This is a genomic window from Vibrio sp. VP6, from assembly GCF_028823755.1.
In the GTDB taxonomy this organism is placed as follows: domain Bacteria; phylum Pseudomonadota; class Gammaproteobacteria; order Enterobacterales; family Vibrionaceae; genus Vibrio; species Vibrio parahaemolyticus.
Map to the genome: position 1 here is coordinate 1 of NZ_JAPEID010000054.1, position 24,929 is coordinate 24,929.

Genomic DNA, 24,929 nt, shown 5'->3' on the forward strand with positions numbered 1-24,929 from the left:
TGCGGCTTCAACAACGGTGTAGTTTTGGTCGAGAACAAGTTGCGCTGCTTCGAGTCTAAATTCCGCACTGAAAGTACGTCTGGTTCGCTTAGTCATAGTTTCACCTGTCATTCTATGAAGTGTATCTTAACACCTCTAATCAGGTGGCCAAATTCACTATGCCACTACAACTACACCTCTGATGTCTTGTATATTCCGCTTGGCAAAGGAACGGCAGAGCTCCTTTGTTATCTAGCCGAACAGGGACACATTGGACACGAGCAGATCTTAACTGGCATCCCCCATCCGTCAGGCGCTAACGCTGAGAGGATCGCGTATTACATGGGGAAAAAAGACAAACAAAACCTGTCTAACCAAACCAATAGCAATAGCAATAGCAATAGCAATAGCAATACATTGGATGAGATGAAAGCGGCATTATTCCAGCAACTAACAGATCTTGGAGTTAAAGTACCTCGCTTTGAATGTACAGGTAACTCGATTTCCAAACTTAGCCAAGAAGAACCGTACAAACAAATTAATTTAATTCCTACAGAAGGTATAAAGACCATGAGCACTTCAACCTGCGCTAAACAAATGAGCGATCTACGTTCTCCAAATGATAGATTTATGCGCGACGATGTAGAAAAGCAATTGAGGGCGTCATTGTCTGAGCTAGGTTTAACCACTAGCCCTATCAAGTCACGGCAGTCGAAAGAGCTTGCCGTAACGTCAGGTGGCTCTGTTATAGCGTACATCAGTAGGGTGACCGGACTCAAAGACGCCAAACTAACCATCTGTCTACATCCAAAATATAAAAGCCAGATGGATAGCCGAGTACAGCAATTAGATAATGTGGCCATTAAGGTTGGTAGAGATTCTCGTTATATATCAAGCTCAAACTATCGAGATTTTAAGAGCAAAGGGTTCTCTACTGGGATTAAAACTAATGAGCATATTGCCATCGCTTATATTATTGACGTGTCAGCTGGTTACCATCCGTTAACTGCATTTTTTAAACAGTATCTTGAAGGTCAGTAAGAAAAGCATTCGACTGAGCGCTGACTCTATCTTGAATTGTTCATTGCTGTTCAAAAATAAGGCGATTCAAGATAGCAGAATGTGGACGCGGAATGCTTTTGTCCAAAAGTGAGTTGCCTCTAGGATGATACTTTTGTGAACAGAGACATTATTACTCTCCTAAATTTATATGCGACCTGGATTTATACGCCCTATGGAAAATCAATTGGAAATATCATTACTTAATTGGCATATAGATCGTCACCCAAATTTCTCAGGTGAGAACCTAGCAAACTCAAAATCTACTAAGCAGCTTCAATACTTAACAAAAAGTATATTAACTCCCCTTGAGGAAAGGTTCGGCTCCGTGCAAATTACATACGGTTTCACAGGTCATCCTCTACTTCGCTATATCCTTAAAAACAGCCCTGGAGATATGGCCCCGGACATCGATCAACATGCTTCAATGGAGCTAAACAGTAAGGGAAACCGAATTTGCAAACGTAATGGCGCTGCGTGTGACTTTTATGTCGAAGGTTTTGAAGAGAGAATGGATGAAGTAGCACACTATATCTGTGAGCACCTAGAGTTCGATCGCCTCTACTTTTATGGCAAAGACAGGCCGATTCACATCAGTATTGGCCCTGATAACTCGCATTACGCACTGCTCCGTAAAACTCGCAGTGATGGGCTTCGTGTTAATACAAAAAGTGCAAAAGGAACCGCCACACGAGATTTATTTAATGACTTATAATGCTTAAAAACATAATAGGGAGCACATTGAGGGTAAGGGATGAATGAAGAATTATTTGCAAAACTTGTGTCGGACATAAAAGTAGGAAAACAACTACCGGATGCAGTTTACCTTCATAGAGACGCGTTCTCTGCTTTGCCTAATGTAATGGCACGGTTCATTCCCGCAGTCGCAAAGGCTGTAAGCTTAGAAGAAGACAATTGGAACCTAGTGAAACTGTTTAGAAAAGAATTCCGTTTATCATTACTGCATTACCCTGATTTCTACACTCACTCCTACCCTGCTCTTCAACAAAGCTTGAACGTTGACCTCTCAAAACTGAGCCACAAAATCACAAGTTACGAGGATTCTGATAATCCGCCCATTTTGCACCGCAAAGAAACGATGATTTTGCCGGAGAGCGAACATTACGAGCACTTCCAATCTCTCACGCAAGAAGGCGAAAACGCTGGCTTATATGAAAACAGCCGCCTTATTGGTTTTAAACGTTCATGGGAGAACCTAATTACGCGTCATGGCTATGAGCTTGTCGACGGACGGTTGTTTCGAAGTTCTGCTGTAATTCAGCTAGAAGATTCTGGTATCGATCGACACAAAACCGCCTTGGTGAGGCACGAGCTTTCTGCTCCGATGAAAACACTAGTAAAACATGGCTATCTAGAAGGTTCCCACTCCATTTTTGATTATGGTTGTGGCCGAGGCGATGACTTACGAGAGCTAGAAGCACATGGCCTAGATGCTTTAGGTTGGGACCCTAATTTTCAGCCAGACAACGACAGAGTATCATCTGACATAGTCAACTTAGGCTTTGTACTGAATGTCATTGAAGATCAGGACGAACGATTAGAAGCACTGCTTGGCGCGTGGGACCTTTCCGAGAAGTTTCTGGTTGTGTCAGTAATGCTTGCAAATGAAAGCTATATCGCACAATTTAAGCCCTATAAGGACGGCGTAATTACCTCTCGCAACACCTTTCAAAAATACTACGCACAGTCTGAAATCAAAGCCTATATAGAAAGAAGTTTGCAAGAAGATGCCATCACCGTTGCTCCCGGCATTTTTTACGTTTTCAAAGACAAACTAGAAGAACAACAATATCTGCAAAGTAAGTACAAACGCCATCATAAATGGCAACAACTTACCTCTCCAGAGCCTGTAGAATCTAAAGACAAAGCCAAGCTGTTGATTACCCAAAATCAGGAACTATTCAACGCCTTCTGGAATACATGTTTGGAACTAGGTCGTATACCGGCCAATGATGAATTTGAGCAATCTGACGAAGCCCGAGAACTGATTGGCTCACACAAAAAAGTATTCAGTTTGCTGCAAGAGATGTTTGATACCAAAGAATTTGAGCAAGCTGAGAAGAGCCGTAAAGAAGACCTATTGCTTTACTTTGCTGTTGGGCTCTTTGAGAAAAGAAAGCCATACACACAACAGCCAGAATCCCTCAAGAGAGATATAAAAGCGCTATTCGACGATTACAAAACCGCTATAAATCTCGCGACAGAACTTTTATTCTCCATCGCTGATACCGAACTGATAAATGAGCAATGTGCAAAAGCGCATACACAGCTATCCGCTAGTTTGATGAATGAAGGGCATTCGCTCATCTTTCATCGCGATTATATAGACGATTTGCCGTTACTTCTTCGCGTATACGTTACCGCAGGCTTGCAAATGTATGGAGAGCTTGATGAAGAAATTGACCTTATCAAAATCCATATTACTTCAGGGAAGCTCACCTTAACGGCTTATGATGACTTCGAGAAATCAGTCCCATTCTTAGTTGAACGCATAAAAATCAAAATGGCCGAGCAGGATATCGATTTCTTTGATTATGTTGATGAAGAACGTAGGCCGCCCTTGTTGAACAAGCATCTGCTCCTTACAACTGCGGATAAAAACTACGAAAAACAAAAAAGCTTTGACAGAAGGCTATCAAAGCTTTTAGGTGTAAGTAGCGACGAAGAAGTAATAATTCATAGACAACAGTTTAAAGAACAGCTTACTGTTGCGGGTAAAAGGGTCTCCTCATACCGATTAGCTAACCTTTGACATGATATGGTGGAAGACTTATACGATATGTTCTACGAGCCGACTCTTCACTCATACCAATTGCTAAGAGTACATGCGATGCAACATTTGAGAGTGCATTACAAGCCGAGCCCTGTGAAATTAACCACGACTGCTCCTTAAGAAAGCGTTTTACTTCATCGTCATCTCTAAATGTAATATTCCATGTCGTTGTTACAAGGTTATTCCCGCCATTACGTGAGTATTGATAGCTGCTAATGATTTTCTCAAATTCATCTTGCTGCGCGCTTATTTCTGTAGGGAAATGCTCTACAGCCGCTCCTAAACCAACAATTAAAGGAGTAGGAGAAGTACCACCGCGTATTCCTAATTCCTGACCACCACCATGGATCAACGGAACCAAATCAGCATCTCGAGCATCACGAACGTACAAAGCACCAATACCTTTAGGACCATAGATTTTGTGGCCAGATAGCGACAACATATCGATATTCATATCATCAACATCGATATCCAATTTACAGAAGCTTTGTGCCGCGTCGGTATGGAAAGGAATGTTGTTATCAAACGCAACATCGCCTATGTCGGCGATAGGTTGCACACAACCCAACTCGTTATTCACATGATGGATAGAGATTAATAGTGTGTTAGGTTGAATTGCATTCGCAACAGACTCGGCAGAAATGATGCCGTCACGATCAGGCCCTAGATAAGTGACTTCGAAACCGATATCTTCCAAAAAACCGCAGGTGTTTAAGATACATTTATGCTCAATAGAAGAGGTGATGATGTGACCTTTATCTTCCAAGTGCTTAAAAGCCACGCCTTTAATCGCCAAGTTATTCGACTCACTTGCACCGCTAGTAAAAATAATTTCACTAGGCATCGCTCCGATCTTGTCCGCAATGGCGTCTCTTGCTTGTTGAATTGCTTTAGTAGCCTTTTCTGCCTCAGCATGTGCCGCTGAAGGGTTGGCAAAACTTTCACTTTGCCATGGCCGCATTGCATCTAAAACAGCATCTACAACCGGTGTAGATGCCGCGTAATCATAGTATTTAATCATTACTGGCTTTATAAAACTCGCTTAACTTACCTTCATCCTGCCAATATCCAATAACAAGATTTACTAATTCATCAAATATGACAGGCTCTGTAAAACCAACTTGAATATTCATAGTCTGACCTTCAGTTTTAACTATACCATGGCCATATCCAAGTAAATTTTCTGCTCCAGATTCACCAAGAATAATCTCAGAGTTTAAATCGCGGTCAACTTTTAGTGCCACTTTTGTATCAAGGTTTGCCCTCAATAAAGGAAAAACCACATCATTACTTGGTCGCTGCGTCGCAAGAACTAAATGAACACCAGCGGCTCGCCCCTTAGAAGACAGACGTACAATGATATCTTTAGCATCTTGTTTGAATTCATTATCAAGAATCCAGTCAGCTAATTCATCAAAAAACACCACCTCTCGAGACATACGAGCGTCTGGGTAACGTAAATTATAAGCTTCGATATCCTTCAAGCCCAGGTCTCTAAGCTTGACATAACGTTCATTCATCAAATTTTCGAGCTCATTAAGCCGAACCACAGCCTCTTCTTTATCTAAAACAACTGGATGTGCTAGATGCTGGGACTTAGAGTAAGCAGCAAACTCCACTTGTTTAGGGTCAAATAGCCTCAATCGTAAGCTTTCTGGAGTATTCGTCATTAGCAAGTCAATAATCATATTATTCATCAATATCGACTTACCAGATTTAGTTTGCCCACCAATAAGTGCATGAGGACTAGCCCCATCTAGTTTAAAGAAACAGCAATTTTCTCCAAATTCATTTTGACCAAGCAGTATTTTATTGTTGAACCCTTTACTAAGAGTCTTATTTCTTTCTGAAAGTGTTCTCTTTATTAGCTCTGAAAAGTGAACACTCTGACGATGATCGCGATCAAACACCAAAACCATTACACCTGGCTCGGGATAAACCTGTCGTAAAGACAGTCCTACCACAGATAGAAACGTTCCTTTCATACCAATTATCTTGTTCGCATTAAGATTTACATCGCCAACTAATTTAATCACTATTGAATTTGGAGTAATGATAGTGTCAGAAAAATTGGAAGGTAAGTTTGAATGGCTAAGAATACGTCGAACACCAGACCTCACGCCTTCAATATCTATAGGGTCTTCTTCCTGAATATCTACATTCTTATCTAAGTAAGCCAAACACTTATCTACGAGGTCTATAACAGACTTACCTTCAACGGGTTGCGTTGCCGCTGAAAATTCCAATGGATTACTTCCAGGGTTATCCAATTGGCCTATGGAACTATCGCCCTGATATTCATCGTCTTCAGGAGTTTCTCCGACCAAGCTCACCTTGCCCTTCGGTTGATCTAGCTCTTCTATAGCTAGGGGTGGAATTTCTACCGGAGCGGCTTTTTTATTCTCTATAGATTCCCGTGGAACCTGATTTAATTCCAGCGGGGTAAGTTTCACATCTGTACCTAAAACAATATCAGGAGAAACATCCAGCATGTGTTTAAACACTTTCTTTGTATCCTGGAAACTAAGAGAAATCTGATTTAAATAGTTAGAGTCATAGATATTGTAGAAATCTGATTGTATTGAATCATTACCATAGTGAAATAGAACTGATAAACCATATAAATTTATACGGATATTTTCCTTATCGAGATTTAGTAAATCATCAAAATCAAAAGCATTTGGTGAAAACTTAAAGTTTCCAACGGCAAACTCTAAAAATTTGTTTAACCAATAACGAAAATCTAAAGCTTGAGACGTTTCAAGCATAGACTTAACTAACTCGCAGGTTGACTTAAGTTGCTTGCATGACTTAACAGTTTGATCTTGCGAACCATTCATAAGTTTTGATTCACAAATGATAATGTTGATAGATATATCTCCATCATCACTCTTGCTTAAGAACATCCCCATCAAATCAGAAATATAGTTTTGGGTCCGGCCTATAGATTTTAAAGCATCATCCTCAATTGAAGACTTAAACCAACCAATGTAATCATCAAGGTGCACCCAGAATACTTCAGCTATTTTATCCTGATGCTTAAGCAGATTTTGAATTAATACCGTAGATCCTGCAGTACCGATCAAATCATGTGAAAAATTACCATTACCCACAGACCGGAGAAGTACATCACTACTAAACGAGTTAGAAAGTGTAAATACCTTATCTACAACTGAAGGAATGTCGTCTGGATGAACTATGCGCCAATTACGGATACTACTATCAAGATTGGCAGTAATATAATGAGTCTCTTTATCCGTAATAATTGCGAGCGAACGTTTTAAACCTTCGCCTTGAACATAACGCAAGATCCGACGTCGACCAGAGCTATCTGTTTCACTGAGGTTAAGGCTATCTTTAGACAACAGATAATCATATATCACTAACCAGTTAGTTTTAGATAAGCCTTTAGTTATTTCACTTTGAAGTTTTGTCTGGGCAACTTCCCTACAAAATGATTTATTTGAATCCTTACCTGTTGAACTCATAAAAGCTTTATGAAAAGAAGACGAAGTAGCGTCTAATATATGATTATTAAGAGAAAAAGACGATTTCCTAGTTATTGGGTTAGACGGTATTTTTCGTGAGGCGCAATACTCCCAAAAAGCGCTATCATCTGAGGAAACAAAATAATTGGGTGCATTTAAAGAGAGCACGTTAGTCGTATAAAGTGGGTCGAAACTTAATAGAAGATCGATATCGTTTTCTTGTATCTCATCCAAACTACTCACAACTCGAATTTTAATATTGCTATCAATAATACTTGCATCAAAACTCTCACATATTCTTTGGTAGATAGAATCTAACAAGTTACGTTCATTACATGTGAAAATAATGGAAAGAGATATTGGGTCTTCTTGATCTTCTGACAACTGAAGTAGTTCATCATAAACCGTCGTTACATGTTCATATGAGCTCAGTCCGCTACACATAACTTGTAAATGATGACGTTCATTAGGAAATGTCTCTAAAAATTTACTTACTGTCGCTCGAACAACTGAACGAACTTCCTTTTCATTTAAAGCATTTTGAGAGTTTGAAAGGGAAGTATACTCAAAATAACCAAACCGCGACTGAGTGCATACTAAATCCAGGCTCTCAGAACTTACACTTTTTCTAAGAAACAAATTTTTTCCATAAGATTCATTTAACTCAGAAATTAACTTAGATAAAACACCTTCATCTTTATTACCTACAAGAAGCTTATCTTCTCTATATGATTGAGCAATATCCCTATAAATTTTATGCTTCTTAGCAGTCATTAGAAGACTATAAGGAGACCATGGTAGGTAAACGGCATATTCATCATAATCCGCGACGAATATCGTATGTGCCGTGATAAATTCGTATAGGAGTTCTCTATAACTCTCCCCCATATCTGTGCGATCGATTAAAAAATCCAGCAGATTATTAAATGATAATTCAAATTCTGCAAGGTCAGCATGTAAGGGATAATCAAGAGTTAAACGAATAGCCTCTTTCCATTTATCGATAAAAACAGTGTATTTTTTTACAAACGTATCATGTGCATCTTGAGTTATATGTTGATGCTCTAACAACTTAGAGAGAAGCTCATTAATATTCTTTTCTTCTTTGTCAGCCTTTCTGATAATTTCGCCTCTCCTCATATTAGTGCTGACAGAAACAAAGGTTTGACAGTTGCTAATATTGGCACTGAAATCAGAATTCTTAATAAAGAGAGGGTCAATAGATAGAGTATGCTTATGGCAATAGCCTTTTCTATCTAGAATTTTTCGAAAATCTGCAAATTTGGCTGATTCAAATCCAAATGGGTTAAAAGACCATTTTAAGTCCCATGACTCTGAAGGCGAACGAGGGTCATCACTATAGCGTATAACCCTAAAGTAGAGCTCATTAGCTGCTTTGCCAGTACGCCCACGTTTTAGATCTTTGTTTTTAGGGTCAAGCAAGACAGATTCTGAAAATGATTGTGGATAATCAATTTCGAAATTATCACCTAAAATAGACCAAAAATCTGATAGGTCTCTATACTCATTGAAGAAAAATTCAATGGCATCTCTATTTTTTCTTTGTAACGTTTTTTTAGAACGGTCCTTAGCAAGAGTAAAGCGTATTTTATCCGAGCCTATATCAGTCATAAACACTGACTTAGAAAGCACAGAGAACAATCCTTCCAGCAAGTCACTGCTCTCCGTTACTCTGCTACTACTAACTTCTTTTAACCAAGCCCTTTCTAACTTAATGTTATCTGCGAGCTCTCTAGCATAAGAAAAATAGAATGTCCTTAATTCATTTTTTTCCGGTTTATCTAGCTTATTGTCGAGGCGATTTAGTAGTATTCCTTCCTCTTCAGATATTTGAATATCGTTATCAGCAAAGAATTGAAGGGTCTCTGCTCCAAGATTAAATTTCGTGGTAGCTTTCTTTTGTTGCAAAACAGAACTAAAAGGATAATGTGAATCGTAAACCTGCTGAATACTTCTTTTTAATACTTTAACATCGTCCGAACTTTGAAAATATGAAGTAAAATATTCTCCAATTCGGTTACAGAACTCAGAGTACTCAGGTTCATTTTGGCGAATTATATTTAAGTTCTCATCAATATCGGCTTTATCGATTTCTTTAAACTTAACAACAGCACCCCAAAAATTTAGGTCGACCAAAAGGGTATTAGACACTAACTTTCTAAATATATTACGAAAATTCTTGCCAGCGCTTTGCAAAGCACGGAACTCATCTAACCGATTAATCCCCCCTAGGTAGATACAGTTTCGACCAACTGCATCCCAGAATAAACCATCACGAACAGTGTCAGAAATGACGTGTTCTATAAATTTATCGATCTTATCAATTTTAATAAAAGGTCGAGACTGCCACTTAGAGTTTGTTAGCTCACTGACAAAACGAGATAATTCAATGACATATTCGTTTAAAAATCCAGAAGGGCTAGGATGTAAATGTTTGGCAATGTCTACCCACTTAAGTGTTTCGCCTGCTTCAAAGACTGCGCTCTGGTCAACTCTCGTTACTTGATCATGTGTTGGCTTGGTTTCTGCTATAAACATTAAACAGTAAAAATCACCAATTCTGTTTCTTTCTCGAGTAAGGTCAGCAAATGAGTACTTATCTACTTGCAAGTTTTGATAATGTTCATGATCTTCAACTGCGATTATAAAACCAGTACTGCTTCCTACAGAGGATATAGGTAATGATGAGTTATTAATAACGTCAAGTAATGCTTCAATAATCTGAGGATCGAATTCTCGGAGTATTAATCGACCAGGGACTCCATCACCACTGTTATTACACCAATCATTAAAATCAGCTTCGATAAGTTTAAAGTAATATTGAGCCAAAGACTTCACAGAGTATCCTCCAAGTATGGATTAACAACATAACTACAAGCATCAGAGAGATGTCTTAGCATTCCCATTTGATACAGGAGGACAGACAAATTTTTTGCGTTTCTATTTAGATCACTTTGAAGAATTTCTGAATCCTGATGAGGTGCTTGGTCTATAAAAATGTTATACCTTTCAGAAAGAGATTTCATAAATTTCCTAAATTCCATTCTCTTTTCATCTCCCAACATAGTGATTACCAGAGAATGCAAGAAATCTTCAGAAATAACATACCTAAAACTTCGTGTGTTTTTTTTAGAAACAAATCCTATATGTCTAAAACAAACATGAGGATAACCAACAACATTCTGATTTAGATAATCTATTGCTTCATCTGTTGAGATTTTTAATATTTCATCTCGTTCTTTGCTTTCTTCAGCTTCATCATACCAATTATATATTTTAGGTATTTTATTTAACAAAGTCCTTTTAATTTTATTTCTTTGAGCTGATATACTCTGAATAGATGACTTACGAATACTGTTAGTATTCTTAGTCAGAACCTCTGCAATATATGTTGGTAACTTATGATTAGCATCAAATTCAGAGTTAGAGTATTGTTCTCCAACACAATAAATATAATTACCGATATGATACCCTATCATATCGGAAAGAATTTTTACTTTATCTAAATGCTCAAGTTTCAGATTTAGTGTTTTTATTACATCCTCAGAAAAAACATCAAAACAAGGCATACTATACTGAGGTAAATGTGCTAAATTTCTTCTTTTTTCTTCTGCAAGAGGAATCCTTTCCTCTGGTATAACTAACGAATTAGCTAAATTTGAATAAGAATCACCACTCGTTTCCATCCAATCAGTAAATAGGTTTTCTAACTCTTGTCTATTCTCTTCTGAACTTCTACACAACATCAAGTAGACAATTTCTCCACCTCTTGCAAAAAAACGTCGGTCTTCCGAGCAATCTTGATAGTTAACATCACACCAAATATACTCACTACTAATAGGATATATAAATTTTGAAGTCCAACGTTTCTTTGCTAAAGCATCGAAAGTTAAAGATCTCAGGATTTTTAAAGAATAATAAAAACTATCAAACGTTTTATAATTACTTCTAATATGCTCTATATCTTTATTTGTAAAAACAAAATTATCTTCATTACGATTTGTTAAAAACTCAAATTGTCTATCCCATTTTTCTGAATCAGAAACTTTGGAACGATAAATATTTTCAAGAATTTCATTTTGATAGAGAAGTACTCTTAACTTAAAATTTCTTCTATGCTTAAAATATAACTTATCATTCAGAGGTGAAAAAATATCATCAATTAAATTTTGTTTCTTCGCTTGATATTGATTCTCTATCACACACAACAATTCAAAAAGTAATAACATCGGAGTTTGTTCTAATCTGAACCTATGGCCCCAAATGTGCTCTACATAAGGTATTCTTTTTATATCATATTTTTGTTTAAGATTAGTAAAATTCGAATTAATACTATCCATTTTAGACCTCGAGTATTACCTGTTTAAAATCACCATTATGTATTGAATACATTTCCGTTCTTCTATTCTCTCGAATTAAAGTGGATATTTTTGAACGCAGAATAAGAAGTTTCTTATATAACCTCGGATCTGTGGTGTTTGGTGGAGCACCTCTAGATACTTGGGAGAGGTATTCAAATAGCTCAACAGTCAGGGATACCTTAACTTTTTTATCATGATCTATATATAGAATAAGTACGGGTTCAACACGAGCTCCTGATAAAGACATATCGTTTTCTATCTTTTCAATAAAGATATCTCGCTCCCGAATATCCTCACCATGAAATATTGATATAGGTGTAATTGAACCTTGCCCTTTTTCTGGGACAAAAAGACGATCTTGACCAGAAAATTCAGAAATATATCTACCATGAAAAGCCCGATTCAATGACAAAATTATCATAGATATAGTTTTTACATCATCCGCTTTAGAATCACTATTTAAAGCGTTATATACTGATTCTAGATAGGAACGAAAATTAGAGTAACGCTGAAGATGATATGCATTACTATCATTATTCTGATAACAATATAACTGAATTCTTGAACGACGAATAATCGCATCCCAGAGTTCATTATTACTATCAGTACCGGAAATCTGTTTACCTTCAAAAAGGCTATGATTACTATCAAGAGGAATTGAAAAGTTTCTCTTATCTTTATTTTTTAGCAGAGTATCCCAATAGTTTGTAGATAGCTCTCCAAAACCAAGTTTATTCAGCTCAGAAAATGGACGATTATAATGCATTTTATGTGCACCTAAGTTCATCCCCCAGAAACCTACCTCAATAGTTGATTCAGAGTTGAATTCTTCAGGATGACCAATCTTAGACATGACACTGCAGTTTAAAGTACTAGCTGATAACTCACTTTCTGTAATACGCAATGCCTTTGGCTTTGGAATCGAAGCTAATAGTGTATTAGTAGCAAGGTTTAGTAGTTCACGAATAGTAAAATGTTCATTGTTTAACTGGAGAAGAAGAATGATGTGGCTTAAATTTTCAGTGATATGGGGGGTATTTTTGAGCAGTTGAAACTTATTAAATATAGCGCATTTTTTTTCTGTCTTCCCTTCGCAACCGTCACATTGTTCCCATCCAGGATTATTTAGTATAGCATTGAAAATTAGTGAGATATTATCCTTTGCATTTAGTTTAGAAAGATTTATAAGATTAATAACTTCCTGCCCTTCACACTGGCTAAAACCTAAGTTAATTTTATCCTCAATAATTTCTTTTAACTTCCTAGCACTTACCTTCTCGGCATCAACTAACGTAGAATTAATAAAATTTTCAATTTCTTCGACAAGGATACCGTCATTAACGGCTATTAGAATAGGCTTAGGTACGACCTGACTATCAAGAATAGTAATTAATTCTTGGATCACGCGAGTTTTTTCGTTTTTAAGTTCAGAAAAATCCTTTACAACAGTGCGCTCTTCAGTACTAAAGTAACTGTTCTCATTCCATGCACTTTCATCAAACTCATCACCATCTAAAGCTTCAACGATATCCCTACAAAGCTTTGTTTTTCCATCACCGGCGGTTCCAGTCAATATGATTAACTTATGATTTTCTTTTGATTCAAACTTAGATAATATTTCTAGCTGCCATGGAAACTTTATATCTAATGGTGCTGTACCTAATCTATACGCAACCTTTCTTACATACTCATCCTGTATCTGATTCTTCCCTTTGCAATATCCTTCAAGAAACTTTACCCATTGATTGTTGTTCCACGCCATGAATCCCACCTATTAAAAAGTAACCGTTAAGTCATACTACTGATAAAAAGCACATTTCAACTCACTCGGGTTTAACTAAAACATGCTAAAAGTCATACAGTTGAATTTTCTACACTTTAGAAAACTCGCTATATAGCATCTATCGACGGTTGCTAGCTATTTTATAGAGTGTACATAGGCTATACTATCATCCCTTTTCAACGATGATAACAATTGCTTATACCACAAGATGCACAACTAACCACTCATAACCCAATAACTAATTGTTTATTAACAAAAATAACCATACTAGCATGATGCTACTCTATTAACTAAATCTACTCAAGATTAGTGTTTAACTAGACCTTCTTGCAATAATGCGTAGAATGTGTGTTTGGATAAAATCTCCAATTCAGCAAACAAGGTAAGCACATTGAGCATTGAGTCGAGTAACCTGAAATTTTCAGGGCATCAAACTTTCCCTATTCGATACGGTTGGATTTACAAAATAATTCAAGAAGTTATCAAAGGTCATTCCCTATCAAGCAAAGAAAACATCGAAGATCAGATGATCTCTATGGGGATGGGTAAAAATATGGTGCTGTCGGTAAGGCACTGGATCAGAACGCTCAATCTGGTTACCTGTACTGATAAAAAAACTCAGCAATACGAACTGACGGATTTAGCTAAAAAGCTATTCGTTGGCGATGATGCTTACGATGAGTATTTGGATAAAGTTGGTACGGTTTGGCTACTTCACTGGCTGACTCAATCGATTAATTCTCAAAATGCTGAACTCAACACTGCTCGTTGGTTCTTTAACTACTTTAACGGTGTACGCATCGATAAAGTTAAGCTCTCAAAACAGATTATGATGTCTTTAGCTAATCATGAAAAAGAGCTCACGGAAGCAACACTAAAAAAAGACATTGACTGTCTATTTCAAATGTATGCAGTGAAGACAGCATCAGCATCAGCATCGAAAGTAAACGAAGATACTTTTACCTCTCCGTTTACTGAGTTGGGGCTCATTTATCATGACTCTGCAAAAGATTATCGTTCTGAATTGAAAACGCAAAAGTCCTTACCTGTAGAAGTGTTTGCTTATGCGGTTATTGACTATATGGCGAGATTGCAGCTCGATAGAAATGGAGAAAAAATAAACAATAACAATACGTTATCATTTGATACGTTGCTAGATGAGGTCGGTTCTCCAGGTAGAGTATTCCGCCTGACAGCCAATGGCTTAACTGAACAGCTCGATGAACTAGAAGTATTAAGTGAAGGCAAAATTGCTTGGACTGATACTCAAGGCTTACGACAAATTCAACATAACTACGATGATTTACAAGCTGTAGATCCTGGTATGTTTTTGCAGAAGTACTACCAGGGAGAACAAAAGTGACACTGATAAACCAATACTCTATAGCTACACGCCAACAGCGCTCAACACGCATTGATAGTGACCTTAACTCAGACTTTTTCAAAGGATTGGTCTATCACGGTACCGCCCAGTCTGCGTTAGAGACTTTGTTCAGACAATATTCTCAAGTTGGCCTAAGAGCTTACACATTAACGGGACCATATGGCTCTGGTAAATCAACCATTGCATTATTGCTCACGGGTTTGCTACATCATGACAATGATATGCGCCATGCAGCACTAGACACCATCAATCAAGAGTCAAAAGACTTATTAGAAGAAAGCATTCCTTACTCTTCTGGGTGGTTACAAATACGCTCAGTGGGTGGTGTCAACAATCCTGTTGATACATTCTGGAACGCGACGTTAGAAGCACTACAGTCACATCCGAATACCACGAAAGTTTATAAAAAGTACGCCAAAGTAGAGATCAAAACTGAGTCTACATTAATTGATATTTGGGAAAAGCTTTTCAAAGAAGTTAGTGACCTGGTCGACGGTGTATTGCTACTTGCTGATGAAATGGGTAAGAGCCTTGAGTTTATTAATAAAAACCGTGGTGAACTGCACCTTTTCCAAGACTTAGCGGAAGTATTAGGTCGCATAAAAACACCCGTTATTTTCCTTGGTTTACTCCACCAAGCTTTTGGCGAATATGCAAAAGACAGAGGCACAAAACTCCAGGAAGAGTGGGGCAAAATTCAAGGCCGTTACAACGATATTCTCTATAACGTATCGACCGATGAAACAGTCGCGCTGATTGCTAAATCTATCGTGAACATTGAATCAGTAGATAACCGTGAAGATGAGCATGTGAGTAAAGTACTCAACGCACTTACTGGTAAATCTGAGAGAAAGAAACAGCTCAAACAACGTTTAGAGCAAAGCGTACCTCTACACCCATTAACCACACTACTGCTGGGCCCTATTTCAAAGCGTCGTTTTAGCCAAAATGAACGCAGCACATTCAGTTTCTTAAACTCGCATGAGCAACACAGCTTTCAAATGTTCCTCAAGCAAAATGCAAACAAGAATGCGCGTTATACGTTGGAAAATTTGTGGAATTACCTGGAAACAAACTTAGAGCATGCAATTTTAGGTTCTCCAGATGGTCACGCTTGGGCGGCAGCGACTGAATCCATTCGCCAAGCAAGAAAAAAGCAAGTACCCGAGAAAGCTATTGAAATACTCAAATCAATTGCATTACTTACTTTGTTTGGGCGACCTGCGAACCTATCAGCGACAGAAGACATGCTGTTAGCTGCTAGCGATATTGATGATAAAAAAGAGCTTGATGAGTACTTAACAACACTCAAAGAAGCCTCTTGCATCATCTATCGTAAGCACTTGTCATCTTGGGTTGTTTTTGAAGGTTCAGACCTTGATATTCCAAGCTTGATAGAAGAGAAAATTGAGCAACTAGGTAGCAGTGACGAAGCTATCAATCATATTGAATTTTCTAAACAGATCATCGCTAAAGGTTACTATCATAAAATCGGTACTCTTCGCTGGGCTGAACAATCACTAGTACAACGTTTCGAACAAGAGCAAAAAACTCAAATTGTTGCAAATCGCAAAGAAGAGTTTGCAAATATGCTATTGCTGTTAGAAGCGCAAGACCAAGCCGATTTACGCGAATATACCAAAAATAATTCAACACTGATTTTAGCAAATGCAAACAACTCTGAGGATATTATTGCCCTGGCAAAAGAAGTGTATGCCTTAGAGCTTATCAAAGCAGATAAAGAAATCGGTCGAATTTTACAGCACGACAATGTCGCGCAAAAAGAGTATCAAGGCCGTTATATCAATGCAGAAATTGCACTTAGCAATGCTATTGATGAAGGCTTTAACAATGCAACCTGGTTTTATTGTGGCATCAGCTCAACGACTGAAACACTCAGTGAGATAGTAAGTACAACAGCAAGTAGAATTTTCAATCAAACACCAGTCATCAAGAACGAGCTGGTCAACCGGAATAAGTTATCGGGTACCGCCGTTTCTGCATTGAAAAAGCTGCTTGAAGCAATGCTGGATCGCGAAGATGAAGAAAACTTAGGTATTACAGGCTTTCCGCCAGAGATGTCTATGTATATCAGCTGTCTTAAAAACACCGCTGTTCATACACATGAACTCGAGCAAGGGTCGCACTGGCACAAGGATCATCTTACCCCTGAGTTTGTGGGTATTTTTGAGGCCGCAAATAATCTACTGAAAAATAAAGCGGGACACACTCTTCTGTTATCAGAAGTCGCTGAGTTATGGAGCAAAGCTCCCTTTGGTTTAACTCAAGGTGTTATCCCAATATACTTGCTAGCATTTTTGAAAACGCTTGGACAAGACATTGCTTTTTATGAAAAAGACCTTGGCGGCGAATATGCATTTATAGCAGAGCCAGATGTGGATTACGTATATAAGCTAATTCGCTCACAACATGAGCTAGCAGTGAAGTACATTGTACTCGACCAATCTGAGCAAGAGTGGTTACAAAAACTGTCTGTATTTGCAGCGACCGAAACAAGCCGAGATGTTGCGAACAACGTGCTAGCTGTTGCAACACCGTTGGTAACGACGATGCATAATTTGCCTCATTGGGTAAAAAACGCACATAACTTTATTGAAGACGATTTGGCAGCCAACAAGCAAGTGATCGCGATTCGTGACCTGTTCTTACAAGCTAACGATCCACACTCGCTGTTAATTAAAGACCTACCGAAGTTATTAAACTCAGAAGATGAGCTGAGTTACTCACAGCAAATAGATGTATTAGAGAATTGCTTTAAAATTCTGCGTGGTAAACATGAACAAATGCTTCGCCAAATCAAAGACAAAGTTAAAATCATCTTCCCTGAAACTGGTAAAGAACTTGCTTCAATGTGTAAGCTTGTTGAAGACAGAACCGGTGACTTACGCCTGAAAGCATTTGCTCGAGAGTTAGGAAAGAGCGAAGATGGCCTAATGCAATGGCTAGAAAGCATGATTCAGATTGTCATCGGTCGTGGTAAGCAGAGCTGGAATGAAGGCCTTTTATTAACAGCTTCCGCTAAAATCAGTGATTTTTCACAAGACTTTTTAAGCATCGTCAAATCGAGCCATCAAAGTGAATCACTAGCGGATGCAAAACCGGAGGCAACAAAAACTAAGCTTGTTTCTCTGGTTTTAGAAGACGATGACGGCCAACTAAAATCCTATAAGAAAGAAGTTCGTGTGACAGACAGTTCAAGTTCAGACATCAAAATACAAGACGTGAGCCGGACGCTAAACGCGCTGAATCTGAATGAGTTTGAACGTATTCACGTACTCCAAACACTATTAAAAGAAGCACTGGAAGCTCAAGGTTAAAAATGGGTATTAATCATGAGTGAAGAACGCAAAGTAAAACATGTACTTGGCTTATCAGGCGGCAAAGACAGCGCAGCCTTAGCTATTTATATGGCACGTAACTATCCTGAGATCGATATTGATTATTTCTTTACCGATACAGGTAAAGAGTTGCCTGAAGTTTACGAATATTTGGAACAGCTTGAGATTGTTCTCGGTAAGCCAATTTCTCACATTAACGACAAAAAAGGCTTCGACTATTGGCTTGAACAGCACAATAACTTTCTTCCTGCGGGGCAGCAGCGCTGGTGCACAATTCGTATGAAGCTTGAGCCATTTGAAAAGTGGATAAAACCTTATCTTGATGAAGGCTACGAAGTTGTATCTTACGTGGGTATCCGAGCGGATGAGCCATGGCGTGACGGTTACCGCCCTAACGAAAGCCAAAAATACTTGAAGATTAAAATGCCGTTTGCTGAAGATGGCATTAAGAAACAGGGTGTTTTAGATATTCTCGACAGCGCTGGCCTAGGTCTACCTAAATACTATGACTGGCGCTCTCGCTCTGGCTGTACATTCTGCTTTTTCCAAAGAAAAATAGAGTGGGTGCGCCTAAAAGAGATTCATCCGGAAGCGTTTGAAGAAGCGAAAGCTTATGAGAAACGAGCGGATACCAGCGCTAACGGTGAAACCTTCTTCTGGATGGGCCCTAATGAGCCTTTAGAGACTCTAGAAAACCCTGAACGTATTGCAGAGATCAAAGCAAACCACGAAAAGGTTAAGCAACGTTTCGAGAAGAAAAAAGCACGTGAACGCAAACGCCGCTTAGGTATGCATGCCATGGTTGATGAAAGTATGCTTATCGATACTTTAGACATGGACGCGATGTATGACCTTGAAGAAGGTGGCGGTGCTTGCGTGACTTGTTATAAATAGTTCGAACAGCATTTATATTAAATTTAATTGTGTGATTCATAGAGATGGTTTCAATTTTCTTAGTTGAGATCGAGCTTGTGATTCTGCTCTTGAAACCTCTTTTTCCTGATCTGATTGTGCTGAGATACAAAATAATAAGTAACTGCTCCATTACTTTAACAATTATTAGCCGAAAGCTATGACAGCATCCGGCTAATAATTACTCAAAAGAACTAAATACTGGTAAGTGATTTCTCTGGAACTGTTCAACACCATAACAACGAAGTTCTTCTAGCCATCGTTCGGCTTCACTTCTTCCAATCCCTTGTTCCATCGCAGCTTCCCGTAATAGCGAAAACTCAGTGCGTAAGGTTGTTGGCATAATGCCAGGGTCATCAGTATTAACAATAACCCTCACAGGACCACGACGTAAGCCAAAGCGATTATATTTATTCCCTTCATTCAACAATACACTTTCAGGACCGCACCACCGAAAAATAGGGTGTTCCTGATACTCTCGTAATCTAGCGATATATAGATTGGATGTAGGATTAGCTTCAATGATAATGCCTCGAGAATCATACTCTGTAAGTAAATAGTCTTGAATCGCCGCCATTAACAAAAGATCATCACTAGACTCACAATCAGAAAGAACTTCTTTATAGCGAAACATAGAATCACTGCTAGATTTAGAGTTAAGTTTCGTGATTAACACCATTGGCATTTTCTCTTTTTGCCAAAGATGATCTTCAATATATTTATGCCGCTGCAAGTACAATGCAACAGGATCATCACATTTCCTATCTAATTTTTTCTGATTAAGAAGTTCTGCATCTGGAACAGCAATCTTCTCTCTGAGGGTTCTTGCAACGTCATTGCCATATTTACGATGAGTATAACGACAGTTTTTCCTCAGACTCCAAGCTTCAAACAAAACATCAGGATTAATAGATTGACCTGAGCCAAATAGAATTTTGCTATATTTAACACTAAATTTGGCAATTCTTCGTTCAAGCGTCGGTAAGCATGTCATTGCAATAGACAATTGTGAACTAAGTTTAGTTGCGTGATGCCAGAGCCAAACGAGGTTATCTAAGTGCTCATCCAACGGTAACAGGACCTGACCTTGGCGGTCCATCCAGTCTAAAGGCTCAATCCCAAGAGCTAGAGCATGCCCTAGTCTATCCCCTTCTCTCATCTCACAAAAAGATACTGTTTCATCAACCTTACGTAACCCTGTTGCAGGATGAGCATAATCTTCACCTGCATGTACGCTTAAATGGAACCCTAGGTGAGCTTTGTCATTATCCAAACCCGGTAAAAATCCTCTCCGTAACCAACGAAGAATTGGAGCAAACCATTCTATTGATAATGCGTTTTCATCTCCCGCAACATCTAGGCCTCGAACCCAACGGCTAGGTTGAAAATGCAGATTTCCATTGTTGCGCCCCCCTAAAAATTCACTTGTAGACCACCCATCTTCTGAACTCAACTCTTGCAGAAGGTTTTCTGCACTATCCCAAATTTGCCTTATTTTTTTCTCTTTTGGATAACTTGAATTATTTGAACGAGAAAAATGACAACAAAAGTGCCAACATTCCAATTCCTTTATATATTGAGTATTATCATTGGGACTAATGTAGCTATCTCCGAATATATACGGAGGCTGTTTAACTTTGATACTACGATATTCAGCCATCTGGACAGCAAGATTAGAAACAAATTTCGGGCCAAACATTTCTGGACCAATCTTAATCTCTGCGCAGTCATTTTTCCCCGAAAACAAAACGGGTAGCTTTGACAAATCAGCTTTCTCGCTCTTCCTAACTGGATGGTGAAAATAATGATTGGTGAAACGACTCAATCCATTACCATTCATAATAACTTCACTTTGGAGGAAATTGCTGATTTGAAACCAACACAAAATAGCAGCTCTGTCTTTTTTATCTTTAGTCGCGCGATAGTGCTTACACAGCGCAATAAAGAACCATAACCATTCTATGCGCCCGGTATCATTTATACTTTGAGCAAACTTACCCATAAACCAACCCGCTGAGTACATAGAAATATGACGACTAAAAGCGCATGACTTCCATAAGAGGCCCCAGTCAGGAGTAACACACAACAAAGGGTTCATGTTATTTTTCAGGCATTCAGCTAACGTTTTAGAAGACCCCTCTAGTACAACATCACATATCTTTTGTATTAATGTATAAAACAAAATCCTTAGCTTACTAAGAGAAGATTCATAAATTGGGAGAGAATCAAGGTTGAGATAACTTTGAATAACTTCTTTCTCTGGCTCAAGCAAACAAGTAGAAAGTAGCTCGATCCCCCCCCGACACCACCATAGTGAACGTGTCCATCAGCAAAGGGCTTATCTGATAACGAAGGAGGAGCAAAAAAAGAAGACTGAGATCGTATAATTCTCTCTACATCTGTTTCTTTTAAACTCTCTTTATCGAAAGAACCACTTAAGTGCCAAGCCACCAATAGCCTAGGGTCTAACTGAGCAGCCAACCGAGTATAGGTTTGTACCTTCAAATCTTTGTAATGAACATAATCTCCATTACGAATCATCAATTGCTCAAAAATGCTATCTAACCAAGGCAGTTCCTCGGTATTCCAAGGCATTTCATCTCTAATACCGACAATAGAGTGGAGCTCATTGAGTCGATAACGCCCAGGGTTCCGATTATCAATAGTACGGACATGCAGATTCAAGAACTCTTTAACGAGACGATGTTCTTCTTTCGCATTTGTGTCAGGAGAATTCAAGTACCGCCATGAAAAATCTGCAAGATGTTGGTCTGAGTACAAAGCTCCCAAAGCGTGCTCAATTAAAGTACGTTCTAACACCTTTTACTCACTACCTTTTTTAATCTTTTCAATAGCAGAACTCAAAGTCTTATAATTTGATGACTTGTGATATTTCTCAGGAGTGTCATTGAAAACTCTAGTCCATGTATCAATACCTTCATCTTCGGATAATATAGCTTTAACGTATTTGTCAACATTCAACCCAGCAGGCAATACTAACCCATGGTTTTGCTTCAAAAACGTAGTATATTTAGGGGGTAACTCTTCTTGATTATCATTGTTTTCAATTCGCGACTCTACCGGTTTACCTTGCTCTAGTTTGCCCAGGATTTCTGCAATCCATAAACGAATTGGGTGATCTGCTAGTACATGAGTAACGGTGTTTGTTGCTTGTCCAAAAAATTTACGGGCTCGAGCTTCTGCTGACCCTTCGTTTTTATCTACCAAATTGAGAAGAGGTTTTAATCTCGGTGTGAATGGAGAAATATTCTTTGTGTAATGTTGATTAGACTCAAAAGTTGCAGAGCTTTCAGTCCCTATATTTGTAGTAGCGACATCAACCGGTAAGCCAAAAAGAGGACCTTTTTCGAAACTTGCGAATGCAGCCCACGTAGTATTAAAAGTAAAATTAATCAAATCCAAAGAAATTAGCTGATAATCGCTTTCTCTCTTTTTCTCAAACGTTTCTTTGGTAAAATTAAGTTGAGTGAATAATTTATTGAATACTTTATATACTAACCAAGGAGAAACTCTCAGTTCATCTATATTATGACGTTCACGCCACTTTGTAATGTCATCAGCCAACTCTGATAAGCCTATCAAATTCTCATCAGCATTGAATGTATCATTGTTTTCTAATTCATCTTTACTTTCTTGTCCTAGAGTTAAAGCTTTTGTTGGCGCAAGATCATTCGTCGCATAAAACGGTGCCCTATTCGCTACGTTTTGTAGTGTGAGTTCATTTACTGGAGCGATAAGACTATGAATAATTATTTCAAAAATACGACCACTATTTAGCATCTGGCTTTGCTGTGACTTAGAGTAAAAGTTGTAGTTTGTGAGTAATGTAAGCAATGTATCTTTTTGTTCTTCATAACTTTGTTCTTGTTGCCACTTTGTACTTGTCTGTACTCCAACCTGTGGAACTGGGTAAGGCAGAATAGTTTGTATTCCTTTATGTTTTTCCAACCAGGCAGATGGAAGGTTTCCGTCTAAAGCAGCTTGCCATTCATCAAGGTTTGAGGTGTGTTTAAACTTCAACCAATTAAAATCCCCTTGTTTAAGAGGTTGAAATAATGGCGTATCAAAAACACTATCAGCAGTCTTAATATTATGCCAATCGTTCATAGCTCTTAACACTAGCATCAATTCGCCTGCATCTTCTTCATGCATAAAGTGACTTTCAATCGTTTTCTCCCAGTCTTTAACGCTCTCTGGAGCAATACTAGGAACAGTATCTGATTGATAATTTCTTGCAAAATCTATAAATACTGGTGCATATCTTCTTTTTTCGTTAGCTTCTCGACTTTGTGCATAATACCCACTGTAAAATTTTTCTATCAAAGTGGGCGGAACTTGCGGCATCTGCCAATAACGTTTAGCGTCCATTGAACTTTTTGCGTCAGTAATGCCTGTAGGTAATTCAGGAATTACATTTTGACATTTGCTAAGTAACTGGGTTAATGCTCGAATACTTTTGATTGGAATTGGAAGGTTACTGTTCTCTAACCCATTTACAGGGCCTTCAAGGAAAATTTGTAACCAAGCATAAAAGTTAGCTAAAGACATATATATTTCTTTCTGCTTTATCAGCAAAATATTTTTATTATTTAAGTAATAGCTAACATCGGGCATTGTTAAGCGTCGAGAAACTGGCATTACTTTTCTCTGGTATTCATTTGCCAGTTCTACAGCTCTTTCAAAGGCTTGATCCGTGTTGAAATCAGAGTCTTTAGTAAGACGATGATGAAAATCTCTCCAGATCACTTCTTGGTAGAGATTTAAATCACCTCCAACAATTGGTAGTACTAAAGGAGATGTTAAATAACGGCGGATAATCTCCAAATTTTCGAAAGCTCTATTTAAAGAAGTGTCGACGTCATCAATCGGTAATACCAGTAATTTCTTATCAACAAGACTTAATACAGCAGAAAAAAATTCATGTACACAGCTTTCTAGACTAGAGTGATCGTACATGTTCCGAATTTTTCTCATACCTTTTGCTGTTAAATCCGGTTCAGCAGACTCTAAAGCCGTCGCTAACCTATCTAAAGCGTTATTCAGTACAACCATTTTATCAGGGTAACGCTTCTGACTTTCAATGACATCTTTATCTGAGAGAACCGACGCTACAATAATTGTGAGAAATAAAGAATCACCATCTTCCAATAAAGTAGGATCAATCGGTTTTAAAACTAGTGTATCTCTTGCAAGAGCTTCTGAGTTTTCTTCGAGATAAACCCCCAAATTGACCAATATAGATGTTTTACCCGTTCCTCGTTTACCATCGACCAATATTGAATGATGAGAGCGATATGAGCCTGAAAGGTAGTTTTTTTTATCAATCTTTTCAAGAGAGTCCTCAATCAAACGTACTAAACTCTCATAGGTTTCTTGAGGTAAGAGATTATCGAGTTTTTCAAAATTCGCAGATTCTTCGCCATCAATAGGGAACTTCAATAAGCCGTGGGTCATTTTAGCCTCATTAAGCAATATGGTTTATATAGTATTATGTCATATAAATAACGGCTACGGATAGACCAAACGCTATAATTCAATGAGTTAGATTATTATCAACGATAAGCTGTCATTATTCGAGCTAAGTACTTAAAAGGCGGAGTCACATTGTGGGGAAACCGAGTACTCCGGCATAATCCATTGACCAGGTGACAAAAACTAGTAATCGAAAACCGCAATATGTCTAAAACCACGTTCGAAAGGTTAAAGCTCCACGCGGCTTTGTTGCGTAATTCAGACGAGAAACCAAACCTCCTAAAGTTGAGCGACTG

General features: G+C 38.2%; 14 protein-coding genes. 6 read left to right on the top strand and 8 right to left on the bottom strand.

Annotated elements, in window-relative coordinates; genetic code table 11:
- Nucleotides 1-96: transposase (locus tag OU793_RS22130; RefSeq protein WP_274647839.1), on the bottom strand; the 96-nt coding region annotated here is incomplete at its 3' end.
- Between the two features lie 225 nt (nucleotides 97-321).
- Between OU793_RS22130 and OU793_RS22135 the strand changes: the two genes are divergently transcribed.
- The 3 genes from OU793_RS22135 (at nucleotide 322) to OU793_RS22145 (ending at nucleotide 3,811) form a co-directional block, all read left to right on the top strand.
- On the top strand, nucleotides 322-1,020 hold the full coding sequence (locus OU793_RS22135) for a hypothetical protein (protein ID WP_159404147.1): 699 nt from the start codon (nucleotides 322-324) through the stop codon (nucleotides 1,018-1,020).
- A gap of 346 nt (nucleotides 1,021-1,366) precedes the next feature.
- A complete protein-coding gene (locus OU793_RS22140; protein ID WP_236578130.1) occupies nucleotides 1,367-1,753 on the top strand; it encodes a hypothetical protein in 387 nt (128 codons plus the stop codon).
- A gap of 39 nt (nucleotides 1,754-1,792) precedes the next feature.
- A complete protein-coding gene (locus OU793_RS22145) occupies nucleotides 1,793-3,811 on the top strand; it encodes a DNA phosphorothioation-associated putative methyltransferase (RefSeq protein WP_140104063.1) in 2,019 nt (672 codons plus the stop codon).
- On the opposite strand, the gene OU793_RS22150 is transcribed toward OU793_RS22145, so the two are convergent.
- The 4 genes from OU793_RS22150 to OU793_RS22165 are packed head-to-tail and all read right to left on the bottom strand — an operon-like array spanning nucleotide 3,801 to nucleotide 13,464.
- On the bottom strand, nucleotides 3,801-4,853 hold the full coding sequence (locus OU793_RS22150) for a cysteine desulfurase family protein (RefSeq protein ID WP_140104064.1): 1,053 nt from the start codon (nucleotides 4,851-4,853) through the stop codon (nucleotides 3,801-3,803). The genes OU793_RS22145 and OU793_RS22150 overlap by 11 nt on opposite strands.
- Nucleotides 4,846-10,179, bottom strand: a complete 5,334-nt coding sequence (locus OU793_RS22155) for an FtsK/SpoIIIE domain-containing protein (RefSeq protein WP_159408092.1) — start codon at nucleotides 10,177-10,179, stop codon at nucleotides 4,846-4,848. Before OU793_RS22155 ends, OU793_RS22150 begins: the two co-directional genes overlap by 8 nt.
- On the bottom strand, nucleotides 10,176-11,681 hold the full coding sequence (locus OU793_RS22160; protein ID WP_159404148.1) for a hypothetical protein: 1,506 nt from the start codon (nucleotides 11,679-11,681) through the stop codon (nucleotides 10,176-10,178). Before OU793_RS22160 ends, OU793_RS22155 begins: the two co-directional genes overlap by 4 nt.
- Nucleotide 11,682: 1 nt before the next feature.
- Nucleotides 11,683-13,464: a hypothetical protein gene (locus OU793_RS22165; RefSeq protein ID WP_159404149.1), complete on the bottom strand. Its 1,782-nt coding sequence runs from the start codon at nucleotides 13,462-13,464 to the stop codon at nucleotides 11,683-11,685.
- Nucleotides 13,465-13,876: 412 nt separating this feature from the next.
- On the opposite strand from OU793_RS22165, the gene OU793_RS22170 reads away from it, so the two are divergent.
- The 3 genes from OU793_RS22170 to OU793_RS22180 are packed head-to-tail and all read left to right on the top strand — an operon-like array spanning nucleotide 13,877 to nucleotide 19,122.
- Nucleotides 13,877-14,848: a DUF4007 family protein gene (locus OU793_RS22170; protein ID WP_159404150.1), complete on the top strand. Its 972-nt coding sequence runs from the start codon at nucleotides 13,877-13,879 to the stop codon at nucleotides 14,846-14,848.
- Complete coding sequence (locus OU793_RS22175; RefSeq protein ID WP_140104074.1) at nucleotides 14,845-18,207, top strand: hypothetical protein; 3,363 nt, start codon at nucleotides 14,845-14,847, stop codon at nucleotides 18,205-18,207. The genes OU793_RS22170 and OU793_RS22175 overlap by 4 nt, the downstream gene beginning before the upstream one ends.
- Before the next feature lie 15 nt (nucleotides 18,208-18,222).
- Nucleotides 18,223-19,122, top strand: a complete 900-nt coding sequence (locus tag OU793_RS22180) for a phosphoadenosine phosphosulfate reductase family protein (protein WP_025586933.1) — start codon at nucleotides 18,223-18,225, stop codon at nucleotides 19,120-19,122.
- Nucleotides 19,123-19,321: 199 nt separating this feature from the next.
- On the opposite strand, the gene OU793_RS22185 is transcribed toward OU793_RS22180, so the two are convergent.
- The 3 genes from OU793_RS22185 to rdrA all read right to left on the bottom strand — a co-directional run bounded on the left by OU793_RS22185 (nucleotide 19,322) and on the right by rdrA (nucleotide 24,615).
- Entirely contained in the window at nucleotides 19,322-21,142 is a 1,821-nt protein-coding gene (locus OU793_RS22185; protein ID WP_159404151.1) for a hypothetical protein, read from the bottom strand.
- A 185-nt stretch (nucleotides 21,143-21,327) separates the two neighbouring features.
- The gene (locus OU793_RS22190; protein ID WP_159404152.1) at nucleotides 21,328-21,960 is read right to left on the bottom strand and encodes a hypothetical protein; all 633 of its coding nucleotides are present in this window, start codon (nucleotides 21,958-21,960) and stop codon (nucleotides 21,328-21,330) included.
- 3 nt (nucleotides 21,961-21,963) lie between these two features.
- A complete protein-coding gene (gene rdrA, locus OU793_RS22195) occupies nucleotides 21,964-24,615 on the bottom strand; it encodes an antiviral RADAR system adenosine triphosphatase RdrA (protein ID WP_159404153.1) in 2,652 nt (883 codons plus the stop codon).
- Nucleotides 24,616-24,929 lie beyond the last annotated feature (314 nt).